Genomic DNA, 26,196 nt, shown 5'->3' on the forward strand with positions numbered 1-26,196 from the left:
TCTATGCAGGCAAAGGCAAGATTGAGATTCAAGCGCAAGGGGATGGTGCTGATCTGATTGCAAGAAAGGGTGTGCAGATTATTTCGACGGAAGATCGAATTGAAATTAAAGCGGCAAAAAAAATAGTGTTGATCGGGGGCGGCTCACAGATTGAAATTAGCAGTTCGGGAGTTTTACCTACCACAGCTGGCAAGTTTGAAGTCAAAGCTGGACAGCATTTATTTACAAGGGGGGCAAATATTATTTCTGAAAAGTATGCTTTACCAAAGATACAAACTCCTTATAGTAATCAAGTGGATTATAAGTGGGGAAAAAGCTCATTAGGTAAAAAGGAAATCTACGTTCTAAATAAAAATAATGACAATTTATTAAAAACTAATTTTGGATTTTTAGATAGTGAAAAAGAAATTAGCTCTTTACGTTTTTATACATCAGAGTCAGAGAGTTTCGTAGCTTTAGGCTTTAATTCTAACTATGTAACTTTAAAACAGAAGGGTCAAGTTGAAGAAAATATAGATGAATTACTAGAAGAAATAGATGATTTCAATGAGTCAGTAGATTTTGATAGTGTTTATGCTAAAGAGGATTTAGAAGATGAGTAATTTAGTCACACTTGTAGCTAAATTTTATGATCATTCTGGTCGATATTTAATTAATTTAAATGTACAGTCTAGGTATAAAGGCTCTTCTAGAGCAAATAGTCAGAAAACAGACTCTAATGGGTTATTTATTTTTCAGGCATCTCCAAATAGAACTGTAGAAATTCTTGTAAAACCTCCAAACTCTGAAAGATATACTATTTTTAAAACGGTAAATAGCTCAATCAAGTCTTCAACTAAATTGCCAATAATAATCAAATTACCAAAAACTCTCGAAGAATATCAAACCAGGTTATTATCAAAACCTGATAATGGTATGGTGGTTACTTTATTTAAAATTGTTGATAGCAACGATAAAGTTATGACTAACTTTCCTGTTAAATCAAGACCTAAGGGAAGGGCTTCTTCTTATGAACGTTACACTAATCAACATGGTATTGTGGAGGTAGTATCTTCTCGTAATAGAGATATTGAAGTTTTAGTGCTAAAGCCAAATGATCAATTTGTTGTGAAAAGTTCAGTTAATTCAAAAAATGGTTCATTACAACCGATTATAATTAAATTAGATGATTCTTATGAAAAGTTTAAAAGTACATCTATTTTGCACTTGTTGGATCGAGATGGGAGTGATTTTTTAGTTCAAAAGACAAAAGTTGAAATGCTATTAGTTCATTCAGGTCAAAAGCAAATTTTATCTATATCAAATGGTAAAATGCCACTTATAACAATGGTAGGTCAGCAGTTGAGATTCACTGTTTTTAAACCTGATGGCAAAGCATTGGAGCCTGTTAACTACTTCGCAAAAAGAGTTAAAGAAAGTCCTGTTGAATTACATTTAGATGTTGATATATCTAATGGGAATACTGCTCAAGGAGATCCAAATGTTACTAGAACGCTAAATAGTGGTGAATGTGCATGTAATAGGGATATTACAATTAGTGAATTTAAAACAATAACAAATAGTTCTACTGCATTAGAGTTCTTAAGCGATCTTAATGAGCAATTTAAGAAACTTAACATGAATAATTGCTTAGAAAAAGCTCACTTTATCGCACATACATTACATGAGACTGCTGGCTATCGTCTTCTAGAAGAAGGATTAGGAGGAAAGCCGGAGAGTAGTGTTTATGATGGTTACAAAGGACGTGGTTTGATGCAGATTACGTACAAGTCAAATTATGAGGGTTATGGAAAGGCTGTTAATGAAGATTTCACAGAAAATAATAAACATCGAATTGCTAAGGAAAAAAAACATGCAGTTGGATCAGCAGTTTGGTATTGGCATCACTCTAAAGCAGGGAATTTATCACCGCATGCTATAAAAAATGATCTAATCGCGACCTGTGCATTAATTAATGGAGGATATAATGGATTTGATGATAGGTTGTCTTATTATAAAAAGGCAGTAGATGCATTTAAAATTAAAAAATGTACTAACATTGAACAGGAAGTTGTAAGACGCTTAGATGATTATACTTCTTTTGAACAAAGTTATATTTACTCTAAGAGGGCAGGTGAGTGTTTTGGGTGGGGATTATGGAATGATCCTCAAGCCAATAAAAAGGGAAAATCAAAAAATGTAGAGCAAGCAAAAAAAGGATATGCTCGATTCCTTGAAATGAGCAAAGATCAAGCATATCCTTTTGGTACTACAAAGGATAAAAAGGGTAACACAATAAGTCGTAAGCGATATGGCTATAGTGCGGATGCAGCAAAATTATTAGCTACTAAAAGGTTAGAAGAACTGTGAAAAAAATCTTATTTATTTATTTTATTCTCGTATCTTGTACTCAAAGCTATTCAAAAAGTAATGATTATTATTGTTTTTCAAATAAGAATACAGTTTTACTGATACCAAGTGACTACCCTAATTTACAATATGTAAAATATTATCCTTATTTAAAGAATATAAAGATATCTAAACCAGTTAAGACTGTAGAGGAAGATATGGGTGAAAACTCTAAACCTGAAATCTACCGTACAATGAATGAAATTATAAATGGTAAAGTTTCAGGGCAATATACATTTATGTCTCAAGGGTATTTATTATACGATGTTACTTATAAGAATTTTAAGACAAAGAAAATAACTCAATTCAATAAAATATCTTTAGAAATCAAGGATATTAACTGCTTGTAGTATTTAGTGATTGTAATATTAATAAAGCCGACTCTCGTCGGCTTTCTATTGTTTAATCTTCCAATACCTTTTCTAGCAACTCTTCACTTGGGGCAAAATAATAAGCTCCGTCTAAAGGCGCAACAAAGTGCAATAAGCGATCATGAATACCATCGCCACTAGTTCCAAACATACGTGTCAGCATACGATCAATACGTGTTAAATCTTTCGTATAAGCGATAAAATACAAACCTTGATCACCACGTCCATCGCCATACGGTAAAGAATGACGAAGAATTTCAAGCTCCTCACCTTCATCATCTTCAACAACGGTTCGAGCCACATGTGCATTGTCAGGTTTAACATCGTCATCAAGCTCTATGCTTTCGAGTTTGGTGCGCCCAATCACTTGCTCTTGTGCATCAACTTTAAGTTTTTTCCATTTATCTAGATCATGACGATAACGTTGAGCAAAAACGAATGAGCCATCAGTGAAAATTCCTGTATTTTCACCTAGTAAAGCTGTTTCAGCACGATCATCTGGAAATTGAGGGTTTTCGGTGCCATCAATAAAACCAGTTAAATCTCGACCATCAAAATTTCGGAAGCACACGCGCTCATCTAAAACCTCAACCAAATCCTGAATTCCTTCAAAAAAAGCTTGGCTTAAGGCAAAGCAAATATCAGTACGCTGTGCTGCGATATGGATCAAAACATCAGCAGGGACCACAGGCATGGTGAAAGAGCCTTGAATTGGTTCAAGCTGTTTAAAACCTTCTGGTTGGTGAGGGTAGAGTTGTGACCAAAGTTCTGGTCCAAAAGCCACCGCAGTTTTAATTTGAGCATGAGGATGTTGAGTAATTAAGCGATCACGAGTCGTAAAGAGATCTTCAAGTTTTTCTTTTAGTTGATCTATTGATAAATCTTTTAAACGCAAAGTGATAAAGCGAGCATGATCTGAGGGTAATGGTAAGATTACGGATTGGGAAGTCATTCATGGCTCCTGAAATTATAATATCCTAATTTTGCTGATCACATTGTGCCTGATCATCATAGTGCTGAACAGACAGACGTTTAAAAAAACATTCAAATTTTAAATCTTAAAAAAGTCGAATTGTCATATAATCTCATCAAAATAAATCTCCCAAATCGTTATGTCTTATCAAATGTGGTTTGCCTACATGCTTGCATGTTGGGTTATTAGTATTTCGCCTGGTGCAGGTGCTATTGCATCAATGTCTAGTGGTTTGAATTATGGATTCAAACGAGGTTATTGGAATGCAATTGGTCTGCAGCTTGCACTTTTGGTTCAAATTGGAGTTGTCGCTGCGGGAGCAGGCGTACTTTTTGCTACGACTCCTTTGGCATTTTTGATCGTCAAATGGTTTGGGGTTGGGTATTTATTATATTTAGCATATTTACAGTGGAAAGCCCCAGTGCAGTCCATCGAAATTCACACTGATTTAAAGCAAAAGTCAGCGATGAAGCTAGTAATCAGCGGTTTCTTTGTCAATATGAGTAATCCAAAAGCAATTGTATTCTTATTGGCAGTATTGCCACAGTTTCTGGATCTTTCAAAGCCTCAATGGCCACAATATCTCATCATGGCTTGTACAATGATTGCTATCGATCTTATCGTTATGGCTGGATATACAGGTCTTGCAGCGAAGGTATTGCGTTTACTTAAATCACCTCGTCAGCAAAAAGTGATGAATCGTACCTTTGCAGGTTTATTTGCAGGTGCGGCTTTTTTATTGAGTTTAGTTCATCAATAAGACACAATGAAATAACGAGTTAGGGTTATTTTATTGAAAATTATAATATTATTTTTGACTATTCTGTTGGGGCTCGGCTTAATTTCAACTCCCTATATCTGGGCGTATTTTTATTTACAGCCTGAAAGTGTGTGGGAATGGATCAAGTTTGTGATGTGGGGCGCGGGTGTTGGCATATGCGCCACATTTGGTCTTACAGTGATTTTAACTTTGATCACCACCCTTATAAAAAAAATGATTGTGGATGATACTTCGCAATATAAGATGTTTTTCAAACAAATGGTTTATTTGATGTGGATTAATGTGGTCTTATTTATCACGGCTGCAATCGGTTTACTATTCGAATGGTTGCCTTTCTATATTGTTGAATATTGGTTTATGCCTGAGACCTTTTTTGGCTTTTGGCATGTGATATGGATAAAAGGCCTCATTAATGTATTGGTTATGGTGGTTTTTTTATTCTCTTGTTATATCTTTCTCTGTCTTCATAAATATTTTATAAAGAAGCAAGATTAATGAATAGCCCAAATAAATCAGGCTATTTTTTTAAATTTTTGAATGATAAAAATCACAGCAAATACGATTGCCATGGTTAATACAATGCTTAAACCTGTCGCAATATTTAAACCTGCACTCGACCATAAGCCCACAGTCACACCAACTTGAGCCACAATAAAAGACCATAGCACCATGTGTTTAGGTGAATGTGCTAAAAGTCTTGCGGTTAATGCAGGTATAACCAATAAAGCACCCATGAGTAATGAACCTACTGCACGTAACGCTAGTACTGTAAATAAGGCAAGAAGCAGCATAAAAATAAGGCGCTGCCATTTCGCATTCACACCTTCACTTACCGCAATATCAGGATCAATCGCAATTTGAATTTGAGATTGCCAACTTTTATAGAGCACAGAGAGTGCAATGACAATCACCACTGCAAATGTCGGTAAGTCGGACCAAGATATTGTTAAAAGATCGCCAAATAAATAACTCAGCAACTCAGGTCTTAGCGCAGGGAGGTGTTGGATGACCAATAGTCCTGAGCAAAGCAGCGTTGCTGAACATAACGCAAGTAATGCATCGTTGGGCAGGCGAGGATCATGCAATACCCAAAGGACTGCGACCAAGAGTAACGCGGTAAACGTAACCCCCATCCATAAGGGGAGGGTGAGTAAGCCAGCAATCGCCACACCCAAGAGAGTTCCATGCGCCATTGTGTCTGCAAAGAATGACATACGACGCCATAACATAAGACAACCAAGCGGTGCAGTTAGAAACACTAACAATGTTCCCATAATCCATGCAGGTAATAGAAGTTGTAACCATTCCATCATGATCTAAGCTTCCGGTTCTGGATGAATATGAGGACGAGGATCGTGTTGACATGGCGTTGCTGTATCACCATGTGCACAATGATCGTGATGATGTTGGTAGAACACTCGATTAGTGCCGAAAATAGCTTGATACTCAGGGTCTTGTTGAATATTTTCAGGCAAACCGCTACAACATATATGTTTATTGAGGCATACCACACGCTGTGTACCTTGCATCACCCACTGCAAATCATGAGAGACGATTAAGATCGAGCAACCGTAGCGCTCAGGTAGACTTCGAACATAATCATAAAGTTCAGCTTCAGATTGAATATCTAAACCTTGCATCGGTTCATCGAGTACCAATAAGTTGGGTTGACGCAGTAGAGCGCGTGCTAAAAGTACACGCTGGCGTTCCCCACCAGACAGCTGTTGGACTTTCGAATCTTGTAATTTTATGATCCCAGTATCTCGAATAATTTCTTGTTTAATCGCAAGATCACACTTTTCTAAATCAAGTAAATCTTTCACTCGAAGTGGCAAGCTGTGGGATGGATTGAACTTTTGAGGGACGTAAGCAAGTTTTAAAGCTTTATGATGTTTAATTTGACCAGAATTGGCCTTCACAATTCCGAGAATCACTTTGATAAGCGTAGATTTACCCGCCCCATTGGGACCAATGAGGGTAATAATTTCTTTGTCATGAATCTGAAAGTCAACATTCTTTAAAATGTCTCTTTCATCAATTCGCACATTAATTTGCTGCAGTTCAATTAATGGCAATGCAGAACTTACTGAGAGCACTGCTGACATAATCCTGAAATCTCAATAATGCTATGTTGAGCCTGAAAATGATCAGACGAAGCCAATTGATCAAGTTGTTGAATCAAACCAAGAGCTGAAGCCTCTTTCACTGTATTGCATTTAGAGCAAATGAGAAAAGCGGCTTGATGTCCAGCACGAGGATGGCAACATGGAATATAGGCATTAATTGAAGTTAAACGATGAATAAAACCTTTTTCGAGCAAAAAATCGAGGGTGCGGTAAACAGTTGGAGGTGCTGCTGGACGTTCAGCATTACCTTTCAATTTCGCCAACAAGTCATAAGCGCCCATAGGGCCTGAAGCCGTTAAAATTAACTCTAAAACTTCTTTGCGAAGCGGAGTCAATTTAGCACCTGAAGCAGCGCAGCTTGCTTCAGCTTCTAATAAACGAGCTTCAACATTCGGGTGATCATGCACACCGTGTAAAGTATCATGATGTTCGTGTGAACATGCGCTCATGGACTGACCTCAAGACTTCGAAAAGGGAAGGGGATATCTCATAAATAGTATCATGAGACCTTGCAACTTACGAACAGCATAGGCATTTTTAACTGTTTGTTATATTATAACGTCAAAATTCGAGTGGTAATTAATTTCATGTTGCGTCTGCTAGCACTATGCTTTACAGCATTATTCACAACCTTGGCTTGGGCACAAGCACCCTTGGTGGTTTCGACACACCCAGTGTATTTGATTGCAAAAGAAATCACTCAAGGTATTGAAGAACCAAAATTGTTGCTAGAAAATCAAACAGGGCATGATGTTCATCTGACCCCTGCGCACCGTAAATTAATTCAAGATGCAGGATTGGTTATTTGGCTTGGTAAAGCGCATGAAGCACCATTAGAGAGTATTTTGGCGAAAAACTCTAAAGCAGTTGCCTTATTGAATACAGGAATATTGCAAACATTGCCGCTTAGAAATAGTCGAGGGGACGTAGTAAAAGGAACTGTCGATACTCATGTATGGTTAGAACCAAATAATGCAGTTCGTATTGGCTTTTTTATAGCGGCATTACGCTCACAACAACAACCTGAGTTTAAAGACAAGTATTGGAGTAATGCTAAACTTTTTGCACATGAGATGCTGAAAACTTCACAAAGTGTAAAACTCAATCATGGTGTTCAGCCGTATTGGTCATTACATGATGCATACCAATACTTGGAGCGTGCGCTGTTGCTAAAATTCGCTGGTGCGATGACAGAAGACCCACATATGGCACCTACAATTGCTCAAATCAAATATTTAAAAGACAATCGCCCACAGCAAAAGATGTGTCTTTTGGCTGAAACTGTAGCTAATAAGAATCAATATAAGTCTCTAGGTCATGTGAATTTTCTCGCAGTTGATGAGAGTTTTGCTAAACACCAGAATTTTATAACAGCATGGCAGACTCTAGCGATACAAGTACGTGCATGTGTAGAAAAAGCACAAAAGTGATGTAAAAACAGCCGATAATTGTATAAGTGCTCAGCAATAAACGATCTAAAAATACCAGACTTAGGTCGGGAAAAGATTGCATGTTCAGGGGTGTAACTCTATAATGCCTGCGATTAAAAATAATCATCAGCTAAACTTGTCAAGCATTATTGCTGTGAGTGGATAATAAATGAGCCGAACTAGTCGCTTGATTGACCGACGATTAGCGAAAGCTTTAGTCATCTTGCAAGCATGTATGATACCTGTTTCAGCCTTGATAGCGTGGGTCTTGAAAGACTCGACTGCGGCTTTGAGTGCAGCATTAGGTGCATTCGTATGTTGGCTAGCCAGTTGTTATTTTTCATGGCAGTCGTTCAGAGCTGCAGGTGCAAGAGCTTCGAAACAGGTTCTATCGAATATGTATCGGGGGTTGCTCGGTAAGTTTGGAATTGTGATTGTTGGCTTCATTTTGATTTTAATCAATGTGAAACCGTTGTCAGCGGTCGCATTGTTTTGTGGTTTCATACTCGTTCAGACCATGTCGTGGGTCGCACCTTTTTGGGCGTCGCGTCTATCAAAATGAGTTGAATTGCAACGAAAAATTGAAAAGTTTTTTAGATGTTTAACGAGATATCAAGCAGCACGCGATATTCGTTAACTCTAATTTGTATTTGACATTAACCAGGTGTGATTTATGGCTGCTGAAGAACATACCCTTACCTCGTCTGAGTATATTCAGCATCACTTAACGAACATGACCTATGGTAAAGCACCAGATGGTACGTGGAAGTTAGCTGAGACTGCTGAAGAAGCGAAAGAGATGGGGTTCACTGCTATTCACTTGGATTCTATGGGTTGGTCAATCGGCCTTGGCGTCATTTTCTGTTTGTTGTTCTGGTTAGTAGCGAAAGCTGCAAACTCTGGTGTTCCGACCAAGTTCCAGGCTGCAATTGAAATGATCGTTGAGTTTGTTGACTCAAGTGTTCGTGATACCTTTCATGGTAAATCACGTTTAATCGCGCCTCTAGCTCTTACCATCTTCGTGTGGATTTTCCTCATGAACTTGATGGACCTTATCCCTGTTGACTGGATTCCTTATACAGCTCAACACATAATTGGTGGGCTATTCGGTATCGACCCGCATCATGTTTACTTCAAAATCGTTCCTTCTACTGACCCTAACGTAACCCTTGGTATGGCGTTATCAGTATTTGCGTTAACTATTTTCTATAGTATCCGTGAAAAAGGTCTTGTCGGTTTCGGTGCAGAATTTGCGCTTAACCCATTCAATCCAAGTAACCCATTTTTAAAAGCATTATTAATTCCAGTAAATATTCTTCTTGAATTAGTAACTTTTATCGCGCGTCCAATTTCATTGGCTCTCCGTTTGTTCGGTAACATGTATGCGGGTGAATTGATCTTCATTTTGATCGCATTATTACCGTTCTGGATTCAATGGGCGTTGTCTGTGCCTTGGGCAATCTTCCATATTCTTGTTATCACGTTACAAGCATTCATCTTCATGATGTTAACGATCGTGTATATGAGTATGGCTAGCGAGAAGCATTAATTAATATTTGCTCGACTACACTATGTAGTTGGGCTAAAGTTTTTTTGTTTGATTTAAACTCAACCTCTGAGGATTTTTTCATGGATTTAGTAGTTGGCTTATCTGCTGTTGCAGCTGCTCTTTTAATCGCGTTCGGTGCTTTAGGTACTGCGATCGGTTTTGGTCTTTTAGGTGGTCGCTTCCTTGAAGCTGTTGCTCGTCAACCAGAATTGGCTCCACAACTTCAAACTCGTATGTTCTTAATCGCGGGTCTTCTTGATGCTGTGCCTATGATCGGTGTTGGTATTGGTTTGTTCATTATCTTTGCAAATCCGTTCATCGGCCTAGTAGGTTAATTAGCTAAATTCCGAAATCAACTATTTGAGGAATAGCAATGAATATTAACTATACTCTGTTTGGTCAAGCGATTGCGTTTGCGATCTTTGTCGCATTCTGTATGAAATTCGTTTGGCCTCCACTAATCAATGCGATTAGTGAGCGTCAGCGTAAAATTGCTGATGGCTTAAATGCAGCTGAAAAGGCGAAAGCTGATCTTGCAGATGCGCAAGCTCAAGTTAAAGCTGAATTAGATGCAGCGAAAGCACAAGCGGCTCAATTGATCGAACAAGCGAACCGTCGTGCGGCTCAATTGGTTGAAGAAGCTCGTACTCAAGCATCTGCTGAAGGTGAGCGTATTCGTCAACAAGCGAAAGAAGCTGTTGACACAGAGATCAATGCTGCTCGTGAAGAATTACGTCAACAAGTTGCAGCTCTTGCTGTTGCTGGTGCAGAGAAAATTCTGAACCAACAAGTTGATGAAGCAGCTCACAATGCCATGCTTACTCAGCTGGCTGCTAAACTTTAAGCGAGGCGATTATGGCTGAACTCTTGACGTTAGCACGCCCGTACGCTAAAGCAGCATTTGCTTTCGCTTCTGAGCAAGGTGCAACTGACAATTGGTCAAATGTGTTACAAGTGCTTAGTGCTGCGGTGCAAGATGAAGCATTTTCCGCTTACTTGAGTCGCCCTGAGCTTACTCCTGTGGAGCAAGTAAGTTTATTTGCTAAGGTTTTAGGTGCAGATCAAACTGCTGAAGTGTCTAACTTTTTGACACTTTTGGCTGAAAATGATCGTTTAACTTTGTTACCTGAGATTGAAGCAGAGTACGAACTTCTTAAATCACAAAATAACAATGTGGTAGATGTCGTGATTGAATCTGCATTACCACTTTCTGCTGAACAAGAGCAATTACTTGCATCTGCGTTAGAGAAACGTTTCAACGCAGCTGTAAATGTTTCAGTAGAAGTTAACCCAGCGTTAATCGCGGGTGTTGTTATTCGTGCAGGCGACCAAGTGATAGATGATTCTGCGCTTAATAAGCTTGAAAAAATGCGGACTCGTCTTCTTGCATAATTGCGTAAAAAGAAGACTGAACTTAATAAAGATTGAGGTATAGCGCAATGCAACAACTGAATCCATCCGAGATCAGTGCGCTCATTAAACAGCGTATCGGCGATCTGGACACCAGCGCGACCGCTAAGAACGAAGGAACCATTGTTATGGTTTCCGACGGTATTGTGCGTATTCACGGCCTTGCTGATGCAATGTACGGTGAAATGATCGAATTCGACGGCGGCTTATACGGTATGGCACTGAACCTAGAACAGGATTCAGTGGGCGTCGTTGTTTTAGGTAACTACTTAAGCCTTCAAGAAGGTCAAAAAGCTCGTTGCACAGGTCGTGTATTAGAAGTTCCGGTTGGTCCAGAACTTTTAGGCCGTGTAGTAGATGCTTTGGGTAACCCAATTGATGGTAAAGGCCCAATTGATGCAAAATTAACTGATGCAGTTGAAAAAGTTGCACCAGGCGTAATTTGGCGTCAATCGGTAGATGAGCCTGTACAAACTGGTTATAAATCAGTTGATACAATGATTCCAGTTGGTCGTGGCCAACGTGAATTAATCATCGGTGACCGTCAAACTGGTAAAACAGCAATGGCGATCGATGCGATCATCGCACAGAAGAATTCTGGCATTAAATGTATTTACGTTGCAGTTGGTCAAAAACAATCAACTATCGCAAACGTTGTACGTAAGTTAGAAGAAACTGGCGCTATGGCGTATACGACTGTTGTAGCAGCAGCGGCAGCGGATCCAGCAGCAATGCTTTTCCTTGCTCCGTACTCTGGCTGTACAATGGGCGAATACTTCCGTGACCGCGGTGAAGATGCGTTAATCATTTATGATGACTTATCTAAACAAGCAGTTGCGTATCGTCAAATTTCATTGCTTTTACGCCGTCCACCAGGTCGTGAAGCGTATCCAGGTGACGTATTCTATCTTCATAGTCGTCTACTTGAACGTGCTTCTCGAGTATCTGCTGACTATGTTGAGAAATTCACTAACGGTGAAGTTAAAGGCCAAACTGGTTCATTAACTGCATTACCGATTATTGAAACTCAAGCGGGTGACGTATCTGCATTCGTACCAACGAACGTAATTTCGATTACTGATGGTCAGATCTTCTTAGAAACATCATTATTCAACGCAGGTATTCGTCCTGCTGTGAACGCGGGTATCTCTGTATCTCGTGTTGGTGGTTCTGCTCAAACTAAGATCATCAAAAAATTGTCTGGTGGTATCCGTACTGCTTTAGCACAATATCGTGAATTGGCTGCGTTTGCTCAGTTCGCTTCTGACCTTGATGAAGCAACTCGTAAGCAACTTGAGCATGGTCAACGTGTAACTGAATTAATGAAGCAAAAACAATATGCTCCATATTCAATTGCTGACCAAGCTGTGTCTGTATATGCATCTAACGAAGGCTACATGGCTGACGTAGAAGTGAAGAAAATTGTAGACTTTGATGCTGCATTAATTTCTTACTTCCGTTCTGAACATGCTGCGTTAATGCAACAGATCGATGAAACTGGTGATTGGAACAAAGACATCGAAGCAGCATTCAAAGCTGGTATTGAAAGCTTTAAAGCGACTCAAACTTACTAATTTTCAAACTGTTGAAATTTAGTGTCGGTTTGGTTCACGGAATCAACCTTCGAGGGCTCGAAAGGGCCTTCGAATACTAGGTTAAGCGTATGGCAAATTTAAAAGAAATTCGCGCCAAAGTAGCTAGTATCAAAAGCACGCAGAAAATTACTCGCGCGATGCAGATGGTAGCAGCTTCTAAGATGCGTCGTGCGCAAGAGCGCATGGCTCAGGGCCGTCCGTATGCCGAAAATATGCACCGTGTAATTGCTCATTTAGTACAAGCGAACCCTGAATATAAACATCGTTATATGGTTGAACGCCCAGTTAAGCGCGTTGGCTATATCATCGTGTCATCAGATCGCGGTCTTGCTGGTGGTTTGAACATTAACTTGTTCAAGAAAGTGGTAAAACACGTTCAACAGCAACAAGAGCAGTCAATTGAAGTTCAATTTGCTTTGATTGGTCAAAAAGCGGTTTCGTTTTTTAAAAACTACGGCGGTAAAGTACTTGGTGCAACCACTCAAGTGGGTGACACTCCAAGTCTTGAACAGTTGTCTGGTTCTGTACAAGTCATGTTGGATGCATACGATAAAGGCGAATTAGATCGCATTTATTTGGTGTCTAACGGCTTTGTGAATGCCATGACTCAAAATCAAAAAATCGAACAACTTGTTCCTTTAGCAGCTGCTGAAGATGACAAGACTCTTAACCGCCAATACGGTTGGGATTATATTTATGAACCAGAAGCTGAAGAGCTTTTAAATGGTTTATTGGTTCGTTATATCGAGTCTGTGGTATACCAAGGTGTGATCGAAAACATCGCGTGTGAGCAATCTGCTCGTATGGTTGCAATGAAAGCTGCAACGGATAACGCGGGTGAATTGATCAAGAACCTACAACTTATTTATAACAAGCTGCGTCAAGCCGCGATTACTCAGGAAATTTCTGAGATCGTTGGTGGTGCCGCTGCCGTTTAACATTATTTTGAATTGAGGAGACAGCAATGAGTAGCGGTCGTATCATTCAGATCATCGGCGCGGTTATCGACGTCGAGTTTGAACGCAACAGTGTTCCTAAGATCTATGACGCTCTTCAGGTTGATGGCACTGAAACTACATTAGAAGTTCAGCAACAACTTGGTGACGGCGTTGTACGTACAATTGCGATGGGATCTACAGAAGGTCTTAAGCGTGGTTTGAACGTAACTAACACTAACGCTCCGATCTCTGTACCAGTTGGTCCAGCGACGCTTGGTCGTATCATGGACGTTCTTGGTCGCCCGATCGATGAAGCTGGTCCTGTTGCAACTGAAGAGCGTTTACCGATTCACCGTCAAGCGCCTTCTTATGCAGAACAAGCTGCTTCTACTGACCTTTTAGAAACTGGTATTAAAGTCATTGACTTACTTTGCCCGTTCGCTAAAGGTGGTAAAGTTGGTCTGTTCGGTGGTGCCGGTGTTGGTAAAACTGTAAACATGATGGAGTTGATCAACAACATCGCTAAAGCGCACTCAGGTTTATCTGTATTCGCTGGTGTTGGTGAGCGTACTCGTGAAGGTAACGACTTCTATCACGAGATGAAAGACTCTAACGTTCTTGACAAAGTAGCAATGGTTTACGGTCAGATGAACGAGCCACCAGGTAACCGTTTACGCGTAGCGTTAACTGGTCTTACTATGGCTGAGTACTTCCGTGATCAAAAAGACGAAAACGGTAAAGGCCGTGACGTATTATTGTTCGTAGACAACATCTACCGTTATACACTAGCAGGTACTGAAGTATCAGCACTTCTAGGCCGTATGCCATCTGCAGTAGGTTACCAACCGACACTTGCAGAAGAGATGGGTGTTCTTCAAGAACGTATTACTTCTACTAAGTCTGGTTCGATTACATCTATCCAAGCTGTATACGTACCTGCCGATGACTTAACGGATCCATCTCCAGCGACTACGTTCGCTCACTTAGATGCGACAGTTGTATTGAGCCGTGACATCGCTTCACAAGGTATTTACCCTGCGATCGATCCACTTGACTCTACTTCACGTCAATTAGATCCATTAGTTGTTGGTACTGAGCATTACGAAATCGCTCGTTCAGTTCAAAACGTTCTTCAACGTTATAAAGAATTGAAAGACATTATCGCAATTCTTGGTATGGACGAATTGTCAGAAGAAGACAAGCTTACTGTATACCGTGCACGTAAGATCCAACGTTTCTTCTCTCAACCGTTCCACGTAGCAGAAGTGTTTACTGGTGCTCCTGGTAAACTTGTACCGCTTAAAGAAACTATTCGTGGCTTTAAAGGTCTTCTAGCTGGTGAATACGATCACATCCCAGAACAAGCGTTCTATATGGTTGGTGGTATTGACGAAGTTATTGCTAAAGCCGAGAAACTTTAATTAGCTACCTAATTTAGGAGGTTCTCATGGCGACTATGCAATGTGACGTTGTAAGTGTTAAAGAGTCTTTGTACTCAGGCACTGTAACTATGCTAATTGCTAAAGGTGCTGGTGGTGAGTTAGGTATTATGCCTGGCCATGCTCCACTAGTAACTTTACTTCAACCGGGCGCGATTCGCGTTCAGTTGGAGAATGGTACAGAAGAATTAATCTATGTATCTGGTGGTGTTCTTGAAGTTCAACCGCACGTTGTTACGGTTCTTGCAGATACTGCAGTCCGTGCAGAAAATTTAGATGAAGCTGCAATCGTTGAAGCACGTAAAAATGCTGAAACTTTGTTAGCAAATCAAAAGAGCGATTTGGACGCTGCTGCTGCTTTGGCTGCGCTTGCAGAAACAGCTGCACAGTTGGAAACCATCCGCAAAATCAAAAACCGCGCTCAATAAGAGAGGGTTCGAGATTGAAAAACCACCCGAAAGGGTGGTTTTTTTATGGGTTATTGTAAGTTTGAAAAACTTGTGCTAAACATAATTTACTGATAATAAGTTAAGGGTTTTACAATGAAAACAATCAATGATTCTATTGTGGATAATCCTGTCATAAAAATAATTTCAATAATTGTACTAATGTTACAGTTAGTTTTTTTTATGTGTTTAGCAATATCTAATTTGACACAAGGAAATTTACATTTCATTTCAGATATTTCTAAGTTTTTTCTAGCATTTTATTTCATGTATCAGTTAATTGAAAATCCGAACTTTTTTAGAAAAACACATGATTTAAAATCACTAATTCGTTTTCTGAGAAAAAAAATTAATTTCATAATGGTAAATCAAATCAAAAACCTCGCTCAATAAAAGACAGTTCAAGATTGAAAAACCACCTGTAAGGGTGGTTTTTTTATGAATGTTATCTGAAATTCAATAGTTAAGTAACAGACTGAGAGATTGTGTAATATTCATCCTTTTTCAAAGATTTTAATGATAGCTTGGATAAGTAAGCATGAGGGTAATAAATTATTTTCATGTTTGATAATGAAGGATTGTTTTGATCCAAAGCATTAATAAATTTATTGGCATGAAGGGAAGAATTATGAGTTATCAATCCATTAACCCATTTACCAATACTGTATACAAAGAATATCCATCACACCAACAACAAGATATTGATCGTGCTTTGGATTCAGCCGAATCTATTCTTAAATCAGATTGGGTAAAAAATGTAGATGATCGCGTAAAAGTTTTACAACGTTTGGCAGCATTATTTAGAGAGAAAAAGAGTGAATTAGCCAAACTCATTACTTTAGATATGGGTAAGCTCATTGAGCAAAGTGAAGGTGAAATCGAATCCTGTGCTCAAATTGCTGAGTACTATGCAAAAAATACTGAACAATTTCTGAAATCAGTCCCCTATAAAACTGAGTTAGGTGAAGCTTGGGTGGAGCATCATCCATTAGTTATTATCATGGCTGTCGAACCATGGAATTTCCCATTTTATCAATTGGTCCGTGTATTTGCACCAAACTGTGGTATTGGAAATCCAGTATTGGCCAAACATGCAGGTATCGTTCCGCAATGTGCTGAAGCATTTGAAAAACTTGTATTAGAAGCAGGAGCGCCTAAAGGTGTTTGGACTAATCTATTTATCAATACCGATCAAGTCTCAGATATTATTGCAGACAAACGTGTGCGTGGTGTTGCATTAACTGGTTCATAAGGAGCGGGTAGTGCGGTCGCTGCGCAAGCAGGCAAACACATTAAAAAGTCTACGCTTGAATTGGGTGGGAATGATGTCTTTATCGTGCTGGATGATGCGGACTTAAACAAAGCGATTGAGATTGGTTGTAAAGCACGTGTAAATAATACAGGGCAGGTGTGTACTGCAGCAAAACGATTTATTTTGCATAAAGACATCGCTGATCAGTTTAGAACGGGTTTAATTGAAGCATTTAAAGCGCTGAAAATTGGCGACCCATTAGACCGTAGTACCACACTGGGACCACTCTCATCGGAAAGTGCGCTTAAAAACTTGATTAAACAAGTGGATAAAGCAGTTCAGCAGGGTGCATCATTGGTTATTGGTGGAAAAGCAATTGATCATGATGGTTATTTCTATGAGCCGACAATTTTAGAAAATATTAGTCGAGATAATGAGGCTTGGTACGAAGAATTCTTTGGGCCAGTTGCTCAGATTTATGTTGCGGAAAATGAGGATGAAATCGTTGAAATCGCCAATGATTCTAATTATGGTCTTGGGGGTGTCATTCACTCTCAAGACATAGAGCGTGCAAAAAAATTAGCTTCGAGAATTGAAACAGGAATGGTGTGGATCAATTGGTTAACGGATACAGCTCCAGAATTACCATTTGGTGGCGTAAAGAATTCTGGTTATGGTCATGAACTGGCAGATTTAGGTTTTCATGAATTTGTACAAAAAAAATTAGTGGTGGTGAAACAATAGAGTCTTTGAAATAAAGCGATCTTCGGGTCGCTTTATTATTTGGAGTCTAAGATTAAATGGTGATATTCACCTGCACCTTTTATCTTAATATGATGTATTTCATCAAACCCTTCCTCAAAATCAGGTACTTCTAACTTCTTATATGTTGCTCGAACACCGACTTCAGGAATATTGGCTTTACCGCTTCGTTGACCATTGCGTTCTAGCGTACTTTTCAAATCTGTTTCAAAGTAATATGAAATCACTTCAAAACCTGCTGCTTTGGCACGTTGAATATAACGAGCACGGTCTGCTTTGGTTGGGTTGGTATTGTCGATCACCGTTTTGGTTTTAGAGGCTAGACATGCTTCAAAGATCATGTTTTCCCGATGGCGAGTTTTTAGCATGTCTAAGTTAATTCTTAAATGTGAATGCGCCAAATGTAAAAGATAGTAGCTTGATTTGCCTGAAGCTTGAACTCCAGTGAAGATGATCAGTTGCATGGTTCAATTACATTAAAAGTATAAAGCTGAATTAAATCACGGCTTAGACTTTGCTACAATTCAGGTATAAGTCTAATAAATCCAAATAAAATAATGTATCGTCAAAGTCTAATTATCGCGCTAAGCATATTTATCTTCAGTCAGCTCACCGCATGTCAAAATTATTATTTAAGTCAGCCCAATGAACCTACTGAAGCGGCCTTGGTTGCCAACTCGTATAAAAATGGTTTAAGTGCTGAAATCGAGTTGGATTATCTCAGCGTATTTCAAAATCTGAGACAAGCATATCGTCGATGTATCGGTTTCACACGTGATGATGACCTAGTCTTTACTGAAAACAAGCTTGAAGAGCATATTGAAATGGCAACCCTATTTGCTCGAACAGAACGTGGTGAATACGTTCATAAGGCAACTGTAGAAAAGCTATCACCTACGTTGACAAGATTTACCTTGTATTTGCCTCAACGTTATCCTTTTCCCAATGCACGTTTTGAACAGGATATTAAACGAGCATTGGGCAAAGATGAATACTGTAATATTTAAACCTTGTTAAGCCCCATCTGAACTCATTTGTTCAGGATATTCCTTGCGTTTACCACCTTCATAGCTTGCAAAACGGGGTGTTTCACGTGAAAACGTTGGAGCATCACTTGGCCAAGGCCAGTCACCAAAATGGGTCTCACGATATCGTTTGAATGCAACATCAAGTTCTTCTTTGCTGTTCAATACAAAAGGCCCTCGCATTGCAACTGGTGCACCAATAGGTTCTCCTTCTAACCATAAGATTCTCGCTTCTTGATCACCTGCTTCAAGTTGAATTTCGGTGTCAGCTTTAAGCTCTACAAGATGTTTGAATTGAATGGTTGAATCAGCAATATTTAAAGTTGAACCCTGATAGAAGTAAGCAAATCGAGTAGAGGTCGCGGTCGTGGCTGGAATTTCAAGGTGTGCGCCAGCTTCTAAAGTAATTAAGTATATATTCACTTTATTTTCTGCTGCAGCTGCCCAAGAGTGTGGTGGGCGACTTAATGCATTTTGATTTTGATATTGTCCTGAAATAACTCGTACATCAATGCTGCGAGACTGGTGATCAGTCACTTTCACATGAGGAATTTGTTCACGCCAAAACATTTTATAATCAGCAGGTTGTTTTTTTTGTTCTGGAGATGAGTTAAACCAAATTTGAAATAATTCAAAAGGATTCTCTCGATCCTGATGAATTAACGGGAACATTTCACAGTGTTCAACACCATTTCCCGTACTTAGCCATTGCACATCGCCTGTAGCATATCGTCCACCATTACCCAAGGAATCAAAATGATCGACATAACCTTGTTCCACTAAAGTAATGGTTTCAAAACCCGTGTGTGGATGTTCGGGAAAGCCGGGAACAACACTACCATAATACATATTGAATTCTTGATTGATTGCAGGATGAACTGGTCCCATTTCAGCATTCCCGGCAGGGTAGTGATCAATATGATGAGCAGTAAAGATGAAAGGATCTTTTAAATCTAAACGAAAAGTAATAGGAGTTATATTATAGATGGGTGAGGTAGACATGCCGACTCCATGATATTTGAATTATTTAAGATCCAAATTAAAGACAAATCACTCACTCCACCATCTCTATTTTGTGAGAATAATGTATATCAATCCTCGGCTTGATTATTTTCTGTAGATGATCCGGACTGAGTCAAAAGCATACTGGCTAATTTCACCATTTCACCTTGGATATTACCCATTTGCTTTTCTAAAGCTGCAAAATCGATGTTGTTTAAATTCACTTGGCCGTTTAGTAATGGTGAAGCTAATACATTTTCATTTGCCGTTAAAATATTAGAACGAATCTGGGCAATTTCTTGGCTTTTTAGGTCAAGTCCTGTCAATGCCTCATTAAATCCTAGTAATTGAGATTTCAAACTTTGCACTGACTGATCTAGCTTTTGTGGATCTTTATTATTTACAGCTTCTTCTAAATCAGATTGTAGCTGTTGAATTTGCTCAATATATCCACCGGCTTTCAGTTGTACATCTGCCACATCACGTACAATATAAAACATATTGCCTGACTTTAAGTCAGCTGGATCAGTGACTTGGACAGGAGAAGATTCTTCAGCATTAGCTGCTGTTGATTCCTTTTCTTGATCGGGTTGGGTTTGCGGCTGACAACCTAACATCACGAGACCGAAGCCAAATAATGCAAAAGGGGTAATAATGCTTTGAAATACTTTCATTAATAAAACCAAATCGTTAATCACTTCATTCCAAGATACGATACAAATATGAGTTAAATCTGAATATTTGCAAAGCAATAACAAAAATTTTAATGTGAAAGAGTAACTTATGATTTTGACAGATTAATGAAGATATTTATTGAATTGAATAAGAAATAATCAAGTGACAAGATCGTCACTTGATCTTGATGAGATTATTTCGCCAGTTCAGCATTAATTGCATCAACAATACGCGCATCATCTGCAGTGATGTCTGGTGCAAAACGAGCAACGACTTCCCCTGTTTTTGAAACTAAGAATTTCTCAAAATTCCATAATACTTCAGGGGGATTATTAGGCGTTAAACCATAATCAACCAGATCTTTCCACCAAGGCCCTTCACCAATACGCTCTGGAATGGCATTTGTTAAAGTTTCATATAGCGGATGTTTATTCTCCCCAACCACTGGAACTTTCGCAAAAAGAGGGAAGTCCACTTGATAATTTACTGAACAAAATTGTTCAATCTCTTCATTGCTTCCTGGTTCTTGTTCAAGAAAGTCATTGGAAGGAAAACCAAGAATTTCGAATCCTTGTTGTTTTTTTTCACTATAGAGTTTTTGCAGACCTTCGTACTGAGGTGTAAGGCCACATTTAGACGCTACATTCACGATCAATAATACTTTGCCTTCGTATTGTGATAAATCAACAGGCTGCCCCTGAATTGTATTTACTGGAATGTTATATACTGAAGCCATTTCAATGTCCTAATCATAAAGTACTTAAAATATGTAGATTGAAAATACCATGGCATATAGATCTCACCAAGGTGTCTACAGTGAAAAAAAACAGGCCTGACGGCCTGCTTTATGAGTTAAGATTTTGTCCCGACTTGGTTTTTAAGATTCTGCATGTCCTGTAACAAGCTTTGTTGTAACTCAACAGCTTTCTTTTGTAGTTCAGTGATTTCATTCATATCAGGCTTTTCTTTAACACCTGCTTCTGCGAGGTCCAATCCAAGCTCATTCGATTCTTTCATTTTATCTCGAAGAGATGCTCCTTCAGTACTTTTGAGCGCAAGTTTATCCAGATCATCATTAAATTGATCCACATAGTGATCCATTTTCTCGACCACTGCGTCTAACTCAGCTTTGTTATTGTTTTGTGCAGCTTGCGTTACTTCATTTTGAAATGCCAAAGCCTCTTGGGCTTTCGTATTTGAAATTTGATCCAGTAAATCTAAGTCATGTTGAATATCTGCATTTACATTGGTACTTAATGTATTGCTTTGAACTGTTTCAGCGGCAGTAGGTGAGGATTGATCGTTAGACTTTTTATCACAAGCGGTTAGAAAAACAGCTGTAGTGCATAGTGATGCAATGAGAAGTTTTTTCATAATTTATCCTTTTTATATGCTCGGTTCAATGCACTCACATTCACGATGAAGCACATTAAAAAATATTCAGTTAACCCGTTGATGGGAAAATTCAAGCATTTACGATCTCATAGCTCACACACAGCTTCTAGTGTTGTTTTGTAGAGGAATCCCTGTAAAAAAGTGAAAAGTGTTTTAAAATAGAACAGCACTCTACTTAATTTTTTAAGTAAAAATCTCAGACTTAGATGGCTGTTCTGCAGTCATTAACAATGAAGGGGGAGTGTGTTTCATGGAATGAAAAAGTCTAAAAATTGATGAAAACTTGATCTTAACGATTAAATAAAAATTAGGATGAAAATATGACATTTGAAAAAAAGCATTTGCTCTGGGCTTTATCATTGCCAGTCATTGCTGTATTGATTTGGTCGTTGAATATAGCCATTACACGATATGTTGCAGAGTATATTTCACCTGTCAGTATTAGTTTTTATCGTTGGATTATTGCTTTTTTGATTTTAACACCCTTTATCCTGCCTAAAGTCATCAAACAGCGTACTTTGGTACGACAAAATATAGTGAAATTAGCAGTGCTGAGTGCATTTGGTATGGTGCTTTATCAGGGGTTGGCTTACACCGCAGCACATTACACGACTGCAACCAATATGGGCATAATTAATGCCTTTATTCCAATTTTCACCATTTTTGTTTCACTGATGATTTTAAAAGAGTTTCCAACTCGATTTGCAGTGGTGGGTAGTATTTTATCATTTATCGGGCTGATTTATGTCATCGGTCAGGGGCGTCTAGATACACTGATGCATCTGGGTGGGCATTGGGGCGACATGATTATGATCGTCGCGGTATTCTTCTATGCTTTTTATGGTGTATTTCTCAAAAAGTGGCAACTCGAGCTCCCTTTAATGATTAGTCTTTATATTCAGATTGGTTTTGCAGTGTTGTACCACTTACCATTCGTTGCCGTATTGGGTCTCGATGCAATTGATCTGGATAACGGCTTGAGCGTGTTATATGCGGGAATTTTCCCTTCGATTATTGCGCCGTTAGTATGGATGTTGGCTGTTCAACATTTAGGCCCAAATCGAACCAGCATCTTTATGAACTTAATGCCAATCTTTACCGCCATCATTGCTTATGTTTGGTTAAAAGAAGCATGGACGATTTATCACAGTTTAGGCGGAATCGTGATTTTGATAGGTATTGCTTTAGCACAGAAAAAAACTTCATTCATAAAGGCTAAGAGTGTTTAAAAAACAGACAATCGATTTATTTTTTTATTATACTTAAAATCTATAAAAGCTTATTGATCTAAATTAACTATCATTAGGCTTTTTAAAAAGTAAAATTAATAATTAAAAATAGGTACTTAATTATATCAATTGAACTAATAATTAATCTTTATAAGAAAAATGATGATTTGAAACTCTAAGTCTTAGTAATTGTGTAATATTTTTTTTTGTAGCATAATATGCGTACTGCAGAGAAAGCGATAATACACTCTTTTTTCTGTACAGATGAATTTCTGAACCCTCTGGATGTGATTAGCACATCCTTTTATATGCTCAGTCAATACCTTTATGACTGAGCTTTTTTTTGTCTTAAATAATAAGTTTTAAGTCTCAGCATATCATGCTTTTTAAGCACGAATGACATCACCTGTTTCTGCATCTAATATTCGGCTAGGTTCTTGGCTCAGGCCTAAATCTCCATTTAAATAATTTAATTCAGCACCAAAGTACTGATTGACTTCTTGCAATGAGCGAGCGGGGTCTAAACCAGCAGGATTTGCACTGGTTGAAACAATGAACCCATCAAATGCGTTACACAGTGCGATGCAAAGAGGATGGTTGGTGACTCGGATAGCAACCTTAGGATGTTTGCCTCGAATCCAAAGTGGTATTTGCTCATCAGCTGGGAGAAGCCATGTGGTGGCGCGATCTTGATAAGATGTTTGTGACCAACTTTCAATCACCGCATCACGGCGGTCTTGAGGAAGCTTTGATAATAAATGTTCAACCTGACTGACTTGACCAGCCAATAAGATCACCCCTTTTTCGATAGGACGTTGTTTTAATCTTAAAATTTCTTTAAAAGCATTTTCATTAAAAGGGTCGCAACCTAAGCCCCATACTGCTTCTGTAGGATAAGCCAAAACGTGACCTTGTTTTAGACATTGAGCAGCCTCAGCAACTGAGGTTGTTAACATAAGCGTTCACCATTCTCTTGATTGAAAAGACTATTGTGAACCTTAATTTTAATTACGGCAACGTAGGTATAACCCAGATTGTTGAATACAGCGTCCTAAAAGTTCTAACTCCATCAAGTGGCTGGTGAGTGTCGCGGTGTCTAAATCAAGGGTTGCTGCAATTTGATCGAGATCGCGACCAACCCAATCTAATTGTTGAAATACAGCTAACAAATGTATAGGAATCGAATGCTCATCATCCTCATGCTTACTTAACTTTGGACGGTCTACTGAATGAGCTATTTCGTCATTTTGGAATTCATTAGGATTGTTTTTTCGTGACAGTGATGCTTGATGATGTTGCCATTGAGTCGGCAGGGCTAAATCTTCAATGATCTGATCAGGATGATCAACTAAGATGGCACCTTCACGAATCAACTGATGGCAACCTTGATGAAATTCACTATAAATATGACCTGGAATTGCAAAGGTCGTTTTACCTTGATTTGCAGCAGCTTGGGCCGTAATTAATGAACCACTGCCCAATTGAGCTTCCGCTACCAATATTCCTAAACTTAAGCCACTTACGATTCTATTTCTGCGTGGAAAATTATGCTGAAGCGGTTTTGTACCGGGTAAAAACTCAGAAATGATGGTCCCGTTCTGCTTCAAGATTTGATCATGTAATGGGCGATTTTGTGATGGGTAAATTAAATCTAATCCTGTACCGATAACGGCGATTGTTCTGCCATGTTGCAAAGCACCCTGATGGGCTGCTTCATCAATCCCTTGTGCTAATCCACTCGTGATATAAAAACCTTGATCACTCAGATAATACGCAAAATCATATGCGACTTGTTTGCCATGTGGACTTGGTTTACGGCTTCCAACAATGGCAATTTGTGCTTCAGATAAATGTTGTGCTTTACCTTTCCCAAATAAAATTGGGGGGCGGTCATGATAGGGCATCAATTGCTGAGGATAGTCTGGATCTTGCTCAGTGAGCATAAAATCAGAATGTTGATGAATTTGATGCAGAATTCGCTCAAATTCTTGTTGCTGTTGATCAGAGAAAAATTGAGATGCACGCTCGATATGGTTTTTATGTAAGTTGAGCTGATGCCATTGATGTAGATGATTTTGCTGTACAGCATCTTGAGCTGAACCAAAATGCTGAACAAGTTTTTGATACGCACTGAGTGAATGTTGAACGAGATACCAGAGTTTAATATAAGCCAACTGATGGTCGTTAATCTCGCTCAACATATCTGCACCTAATTTTAATTTTCAACCATTGGTGATGGTTCTAATACAGCACCCACTTTAATTGGGAGTGCGCTGTCTAGCACGTAAGCGTAACTTAGTTGATCGAAAGTTTTAAAAATCATTAAATTGCCCACACGCTGATTAGGCAGTTGAATATTTTCTTTGGTCTTCGGATCTTTAACCACTTCGCCTTGTTGGAAAATACTTAACACGTGACCATTTTTTGCACCGTGAACGCTTCCGCGGTTAATGGTGACAACACTATGTTGAGCTGCTGTACCAATAGAACCCATAACACGAATCACTTGACCGCCTGGCTGAATATCCGTTGTTGCCGTTGGATAGAAGAGGCTTGGTAATTCATTTTGAAATTTAGGTAAAACGTAATCACCGCGACGAACTTCGGCATTAAAACTTTGTTTAAGCTCTAAAGTTGAAATTTCATTTTCGTTGGCAACAGCGACTGCAGTAGCTACCTCAATCAGTTCAAGTGCACCTGTGTACTTTTTCCCTTTTTCATCTAAGAAAACATACGGTTCAGCTTCACGATAAACACCGTAGCTTTGTCCAGGGTTAATCCCTTGACCACGTGCATAAACTGTTTGACCTTCCCCAGCAACGATACGACGATCTGCCGAACCGAGAATATAAGGTGTGCTTTGCAAAGCATCAGGCGCGACGATAATACTTCTTTCTAGCCAAGGTTGAATATCATCCAAGGGAATAATTGGAATGGTATTCCCTAAGCTTTCAACACGTACTTGAGGTTTTAGATTGATAGCACCAAGATGACGACGAATAACGCCTTCACAACCATCACCTTCATCTTTACCAATCAGTGGACGCCCATCTAATGTACAGAGTAGTAAGCGATCACCCGGGTAGATCCAGTGTGGATTTTTGACATGTTTATTGGATGCCCAAATTTCTTTCCAACGCCAAGGTGAGCGCAAAAATTTACCTGAAATGTCCCACAAAGTGTCGCCTTTTTTGACCACATAAACGTGAGGAGCACCGGCCTTAATCGATGGTGGGCTTACATTTGGACTGGCTTGTGTCATTTGCGCGGTAAACAAGCCCGCACTAATGCAAATTGCAAGTGAAAGGCAGTGTTTCTTTAACCCCAGAGCATGTGAAAAAGCCATGCCATTGAAAACCTTTTTCATTATCATAATTCCTAAAATTATGTATCTATTTGCGCTATAATAC

General features: G+C 39.0%; 29 protein-coding genes and 1 pseudogene. 18 read left to right on the top strand and 12 right to left on the bottom strand.

Annotated features, from left to right (window positions below):
• The 3 genes from AC1M89_RS14265 to AC1M89_RS14275 all read left to right on the top strand — a co-directional run.
• Positions 1-602 (top strand): DUF2345 domain-containing protein (locus AC1M89_RS14265; protein ID WP_481614377.1); only part of this gene is annotated, 602 nt, incomplete at its 5' end.
• Positions 595-2,349, top strand: a complete 1,755-nt coding sequence (locus AC1M89_RS14270; protein WP_481595195.1) for a glycoside hydrolase family 19 protein — start codon at positions 595-597, stop codon at positions 2,347-2,349. The genes AC1M89_RS14265 and AC1M89_RS14270, both read left to right, overlap by 8 nt.
• Positions 2,346-2,738, top strand: a complete 393-nt coding sequence (locus AC1M89_RS14275; protein WP_481595194.1) for a hypothetical protein — start codon at positions 2,346-2,348, stop codon at positions 2,736-2,738. The genes AC1M89_RS14270 and AC1M89_RS14275 overlap by 4 nt, the downstream gene beginning before the upstream one ends.
• A gap of 52 nt (positions 2,739-2,790) precedes the next feature.
• Here AC1M89_RS14275 and AC1M89_RS14280 read toward each other — a convergent pair whose 3' ends face one another.
• Positions 2,791-3,711: a Dyp-type peroxidase gene (locus tag AC1M89_RS14280; protein ID WP_481595193.1), complete on the bottom strand. Its 921-nt coding sequence runs from the start codon at positions 3,709-3,711 to the stop codon at positions 2,791-2,793.
• Between the two features lie 160 nt (positions 3,712-3,871).
• On the opposite strand from AC1M89_RS14280, the gene AC1M89_RS14285 reads away from it, so the two are divergent.
• Both AC1M89_RS14285 and AC1M89_RS14290 read left to right on the top strand, forming a co-directional pair.
• Positions 3,872-4,492, top strand: a complete 621-nt coding sequence (locus AC1M89_RS14285; protein ID WP_035270804.1) for a LysE family transporter — start codon at positions 3,872-3,874, stop codon at positions 4,490-4,492.
• A 129-nt stretch (positions 4,493-4,621) separates the two neighbouring features.
• The gene (locus AC1M89_RS14290; protein WP_481614378.1) at positions 4,622-5,008 is read left to right on the top strand and encodes a hypothetical protein; all 387 of its coding nucleotides are present in this window, start codon (positions 4,622-4,624) and stop codon (positions 5,006-5,008) included.
• Between the two features lie 17 nt (positions 5,009-5,025).
• Here AC1M89_RS14290 and znuB read toward each other — a convergent pair whose 3' ends face one another.
• From znuB to AC1M89_RS14305, 3 genes are read right to left on the bottom strand one after another with little or no spacing between them, the layout of a single operon-like run.
• The gene (gene znuB / locus AC1M89_RS14295; RefSeq protein ID WP_481592430.1) at positions 5,026-5,826 is read right to left on the bottom strand and encodes a zinc ABC transporter permease subunit ZnuB; all 801 of its coding nucleotides are present in this window, start codon (positions 5,824-5,826) and stop codon (positions 5,026-5,028) included.
• 3 nt (positions 5,827-5,829) lie between these two features.
• Positions 5,830-6,618: a zinc ABC transporter ATP-binding protein ZnuC gene (gene znuC, locus AC1M89_RS14300; RefSeq protein WP_035268168.1), complete on the bottom strand. Its 789-nt coding sequence runs from the start codon at positions 6,616-6,618 to the stop codon at positions 5,830-5,832.
• The gene (locus tag AC1M89_RS14305; protein WP_035268172.1) at positions 6,597-7,088 is read right to left on the bottom strand and encodes a transcriptional repressor; all 492 of its coding nucleotides are present in this window, start codon (positions 7,086-7,088) and stop codon (positions 6,597-6,599) included. Before AC1M89_RS14305 ends, znuC begins: the two co-directional genes overlap by 22 nt.
• 138 nt (positions 7,089-7,226) lie before the next feature.
• Here AC1M89_RS14305 and AC1M89_RS14310 point away from each other — a divergent pair, with 138 nt between their 5' ends.
• The 11 genes and pseudogenes from AC1M89_RS14310 (at position 7,227) to AC1M89_RS14360 (ending at position 17,442) form a co-directional block, all read left to right on the top strand.
• Entirely contained in the window at positions 7,227-8,069 is an 843-nt protein-coding gene (locus tag AC1M89_RS14310; RefSeq protein ID WP_092767888.1) for a metal ABC transporter solute-binding protein, Zn/Mn family, read from the top strand.
• A 169-nt stretch (positions 8,070-8,238) separates the two neighbouring features.
• Positions 8,239-8,631 carry an ATP synthase subunit I gene (locus AC1M89_RS14315; RefSeq protein WP_035268179.1) on the top strand — a complete coding sequence of 131 codons (393 nt, stop codon included), beginning with the start codon at positions 8,239-8,241 and terminating at the stop codon, positions 8,629-8,631.
• Positions 8,632-8,742: 111 nt separating this feature from the next.
• Complete coding sequence (gene atpB, locus AC1M89_RS14320; RefSeq protein WP_035268181.1) at positions 8,743-9,618, top strand: F0F1 ATP synthase subunit A; 876 nt, start codon at positions 8,743-8,745, stop codon at positions 9,616-9,618.
• An 80-nt stretch (positions 9,619-9,698) separates the two neighbouring features.
• Positions 9,699-9,953: a F0F1 ATP synthase subunit C gene (atpE, locus tag AC1M89_RS14325; protein WP_035268188.1), complete on the top strand. Its 255-nt coding sequence runs from the start codon at positions 9,699-9,701 to the stop codon at positions 9,951-9,953.
• A gap of 38 nt (positions 9,954-9,991) precedes the next feature.
• Entirely contained in the window at positions 9,992-10,462 is a 471-nt protein-coding gene (locus AC1M89_RS14330; RefSeq protein WP_035268191.1) for a F0F1 ATP synthase subunit B, read from the top strand.
• A gap of 11 nt (positions 10,463-10,473) precedes the next feature.
• Entirely contained in the window at positions 10,474-11,010 is a 537-nt protein-coding gene (locus AC1M89_RS14335; RefSeq protein WP_035268194.1) for a F0F1 ATP synthase subunit delta, read from the top strand.
• Between the two features lie 47 nt (positions 11,011-11,057).
• Positions 11,058-12,602, top strand: a complete 1,545-nt coding sequence (gene atpA / locus AC1M89_RS14340; RefSeq protein ID WP_481592431.1) for a F0F1 ATP synthase subunit alpha — start codon at positions 11,058-11,060, stop codon at positions 12,600-12,602.
• A gap of 89 nt (positions 12,603-12,691) precedes the next feature.
• Positions 12,692-13,561, top strand: a complete 870-nt coding sequence (gene atpG, locus AC1M89_RS14345; RefSeq protein ID WP_035268202.1) for a F0F1 ATP synthase subunit gamma — start codon at positions 12,692-12,694, stop codon at positions 13,559-13,561.
• Between the two features lie 26 nt (positions 13,562-13,587).
• On the top strand, positions 13,588-14,982 hold the full coding sequence (gene atpD, locus AC1M89_RS14350; protein WP_035268203.1) for a F0F1 ATP synthase subunit beta: 1,395 nt from the start codon (positions 13,588-13,590) through the stop codon (positions 14,980-14,982).
• A gap of 26 nt (positions 14,983-15,008) precedes the next feature.
• Entirely contained in the window at positions 15,009-15,428 is a 420-nt protein-coding gene (locus tag AC1M89_RS14355; RefSeq protein WP_035268205.1) for a F0F1 ATP synthase subunit epsilon, read from the top strand.
• Between the two features lie 646 nt (positions 15,429-16,074).
• Positions 16,075-17,442, top strand: a pseudogene (locus AC1M89_RS14360) (NAD-dependent succinate-semialdehyde dehydrogenase).
• 35 nt (positions 17,443-17,477) lie between these two features.
• Here AC1M89_RS14360 and AC1M89_RS14365 read toward each other — a convergent pair.
• A complete protein-coding gene (locus AC1M89_RS14365) occupies positions 17,478-17,924 on the bottom strand; it encodes an AAA family ATPase (protein WP_481592432.1) in 447 nt (148 codons plus the stop codon).
• Positions 17,925-18,017: 93 nt separating this feature from the next.
• Between AC1M89_RS14365 and AC1M89_RS14370 the strand changes: the two genes are divergently transcribed.
• Positions 18,018-18,467: a hypothetical protein gene (locus AC1M89_RS14370; protein ID WP_179999932.1), complete on the top strand. Its 450-nt coding sequence runs from the start codon at positions 18,018-18,020 to the stop codon at positions 18,465-18,467.
• Positions 18,468-18,473: 6 nt separating this feature from the next.
• On the opposite strand, the gene AC1M89_RS14375 is transcribed toward AC1M89_RS14370, so the two are convergent.
• From AC1M89_RS14375 to AC1M89_RS14390, 4 genes are all read right to left on the bottom strand, one after another.
• Positions 18,474-19,487: a pirin family protein gene (locus AC1M89_RS14375; RefSeq protein WP_481592433.1), complete on the bottom strand. Its 1,014-nt coding sequence runs from the start codon at positions 19,485-19,487 to the stop codon at positions 18,474-18,476.
• Positions 19,488-19,576: 89 nt separating this feature from the next.
• Positions 19,577-20,161: a hypothetical protein gene (locus AC1M89_RS14380; RefSeq protein ID WP_481592434.1), complete on the bottom strand. Its 585-nt coding sequence runs from the start codon at positions 20,159-20,161 to the stop codon at positions 19,577-19,579.
• Between the two features lie 194 nt (positions 20,162-20,355).
• The gene (locus tag AC1M89_RS14385; RefSeq protein ID WP_481592435.1) at positions 20,356-20,898 is read right to left on the bottom strand and encodes a glutathione peroxidase; all 543 of its coding nucleotides are present in this window, start codon (positions 20,896-20,898) and stop codon (positions 20,356-20,358) included.
• Positions 20,899-21,014: 116 nt separating this feature from the next.
• Positions 21,015-21,536 carry a hypothetical protein gene (locus AC1M89_RS14390; RefSeq protein ID WP_481592436.1) on the bottom strand — a complete coding sequence of 174 codons (522 nt, stop codon included), beginning with the start codon at positions 21,534-21,536 and terminating at the stop codon, positions 21,015-21,017.
• 341 nt (positions 21,537-21,877) lie between these two features.
• On the opposite strand from AC1M89_RS14390, the gene AC1M89_RS14395 reads away from it, so the two are divergent.
• Positions 21,878-22,786 (top strand): DMT family transporter, encoded by a 909-nt coding sequence (locus AC1M89_RS14395; protein ID WP_035268220.1) that lies wholly within the window; start codon positions 21,878-21,880, stop codon positions 22,784-22,786.
• A gap of 386 nt (positions 22,787-23,172) precedes the next feature.
• On the opposite strand, the gene tsaC is transcribed toward AC1M89_RS14395, so the two are convergent.
• The 3 genes from tsaC to AC1M89_RS14410 are packed head-to-tail and all read right to left on the bottom strand — an operon-like array spanning position 23,173 to position 26,153.
• Complete coding sequence (gene tsaC / locus AC1M89_RS14400) at positions 23,173-23,742, bottom strand: L-threonylcarbamoyladenylate synthase type 1 TsaC (RefSeq protein ID WP_481592437.1); 570 nt, start codon at positions 23,740-23,742, stop codon at positions 23,173-23,175.
• 48 nt (positions 23,743-23,790) lie between these two features.
• Entirely contained in the window at positions 23,791-24,987 is a 1,197-nt protein-coding gene (gene dprA, locus AC1M89_RS14405; protein ID WP_481592438.1) for a DNA-processing protein DprA, read from the bottom strand.
• Positions 24,988-25,001: 14 nt separating this feature from the next.
• Positions 25,002-26,153 (bottom strand): LysM peptidoglycan-binding domain-containing protein, encoded by a 1,152-nt coding sequence (locus AC1M89_RS14410; RefSeq protein WP_481592439.1) that lies wholly within the window; start codon positions 26,151-26,153, stop codon positions 25,002-25,004.
• Positions 26,154-26,196 lie beyond the last annotated feature (43 nt).

The organism is Acinetobacter sp. ANC_7635, assembly GCF_056779945.1.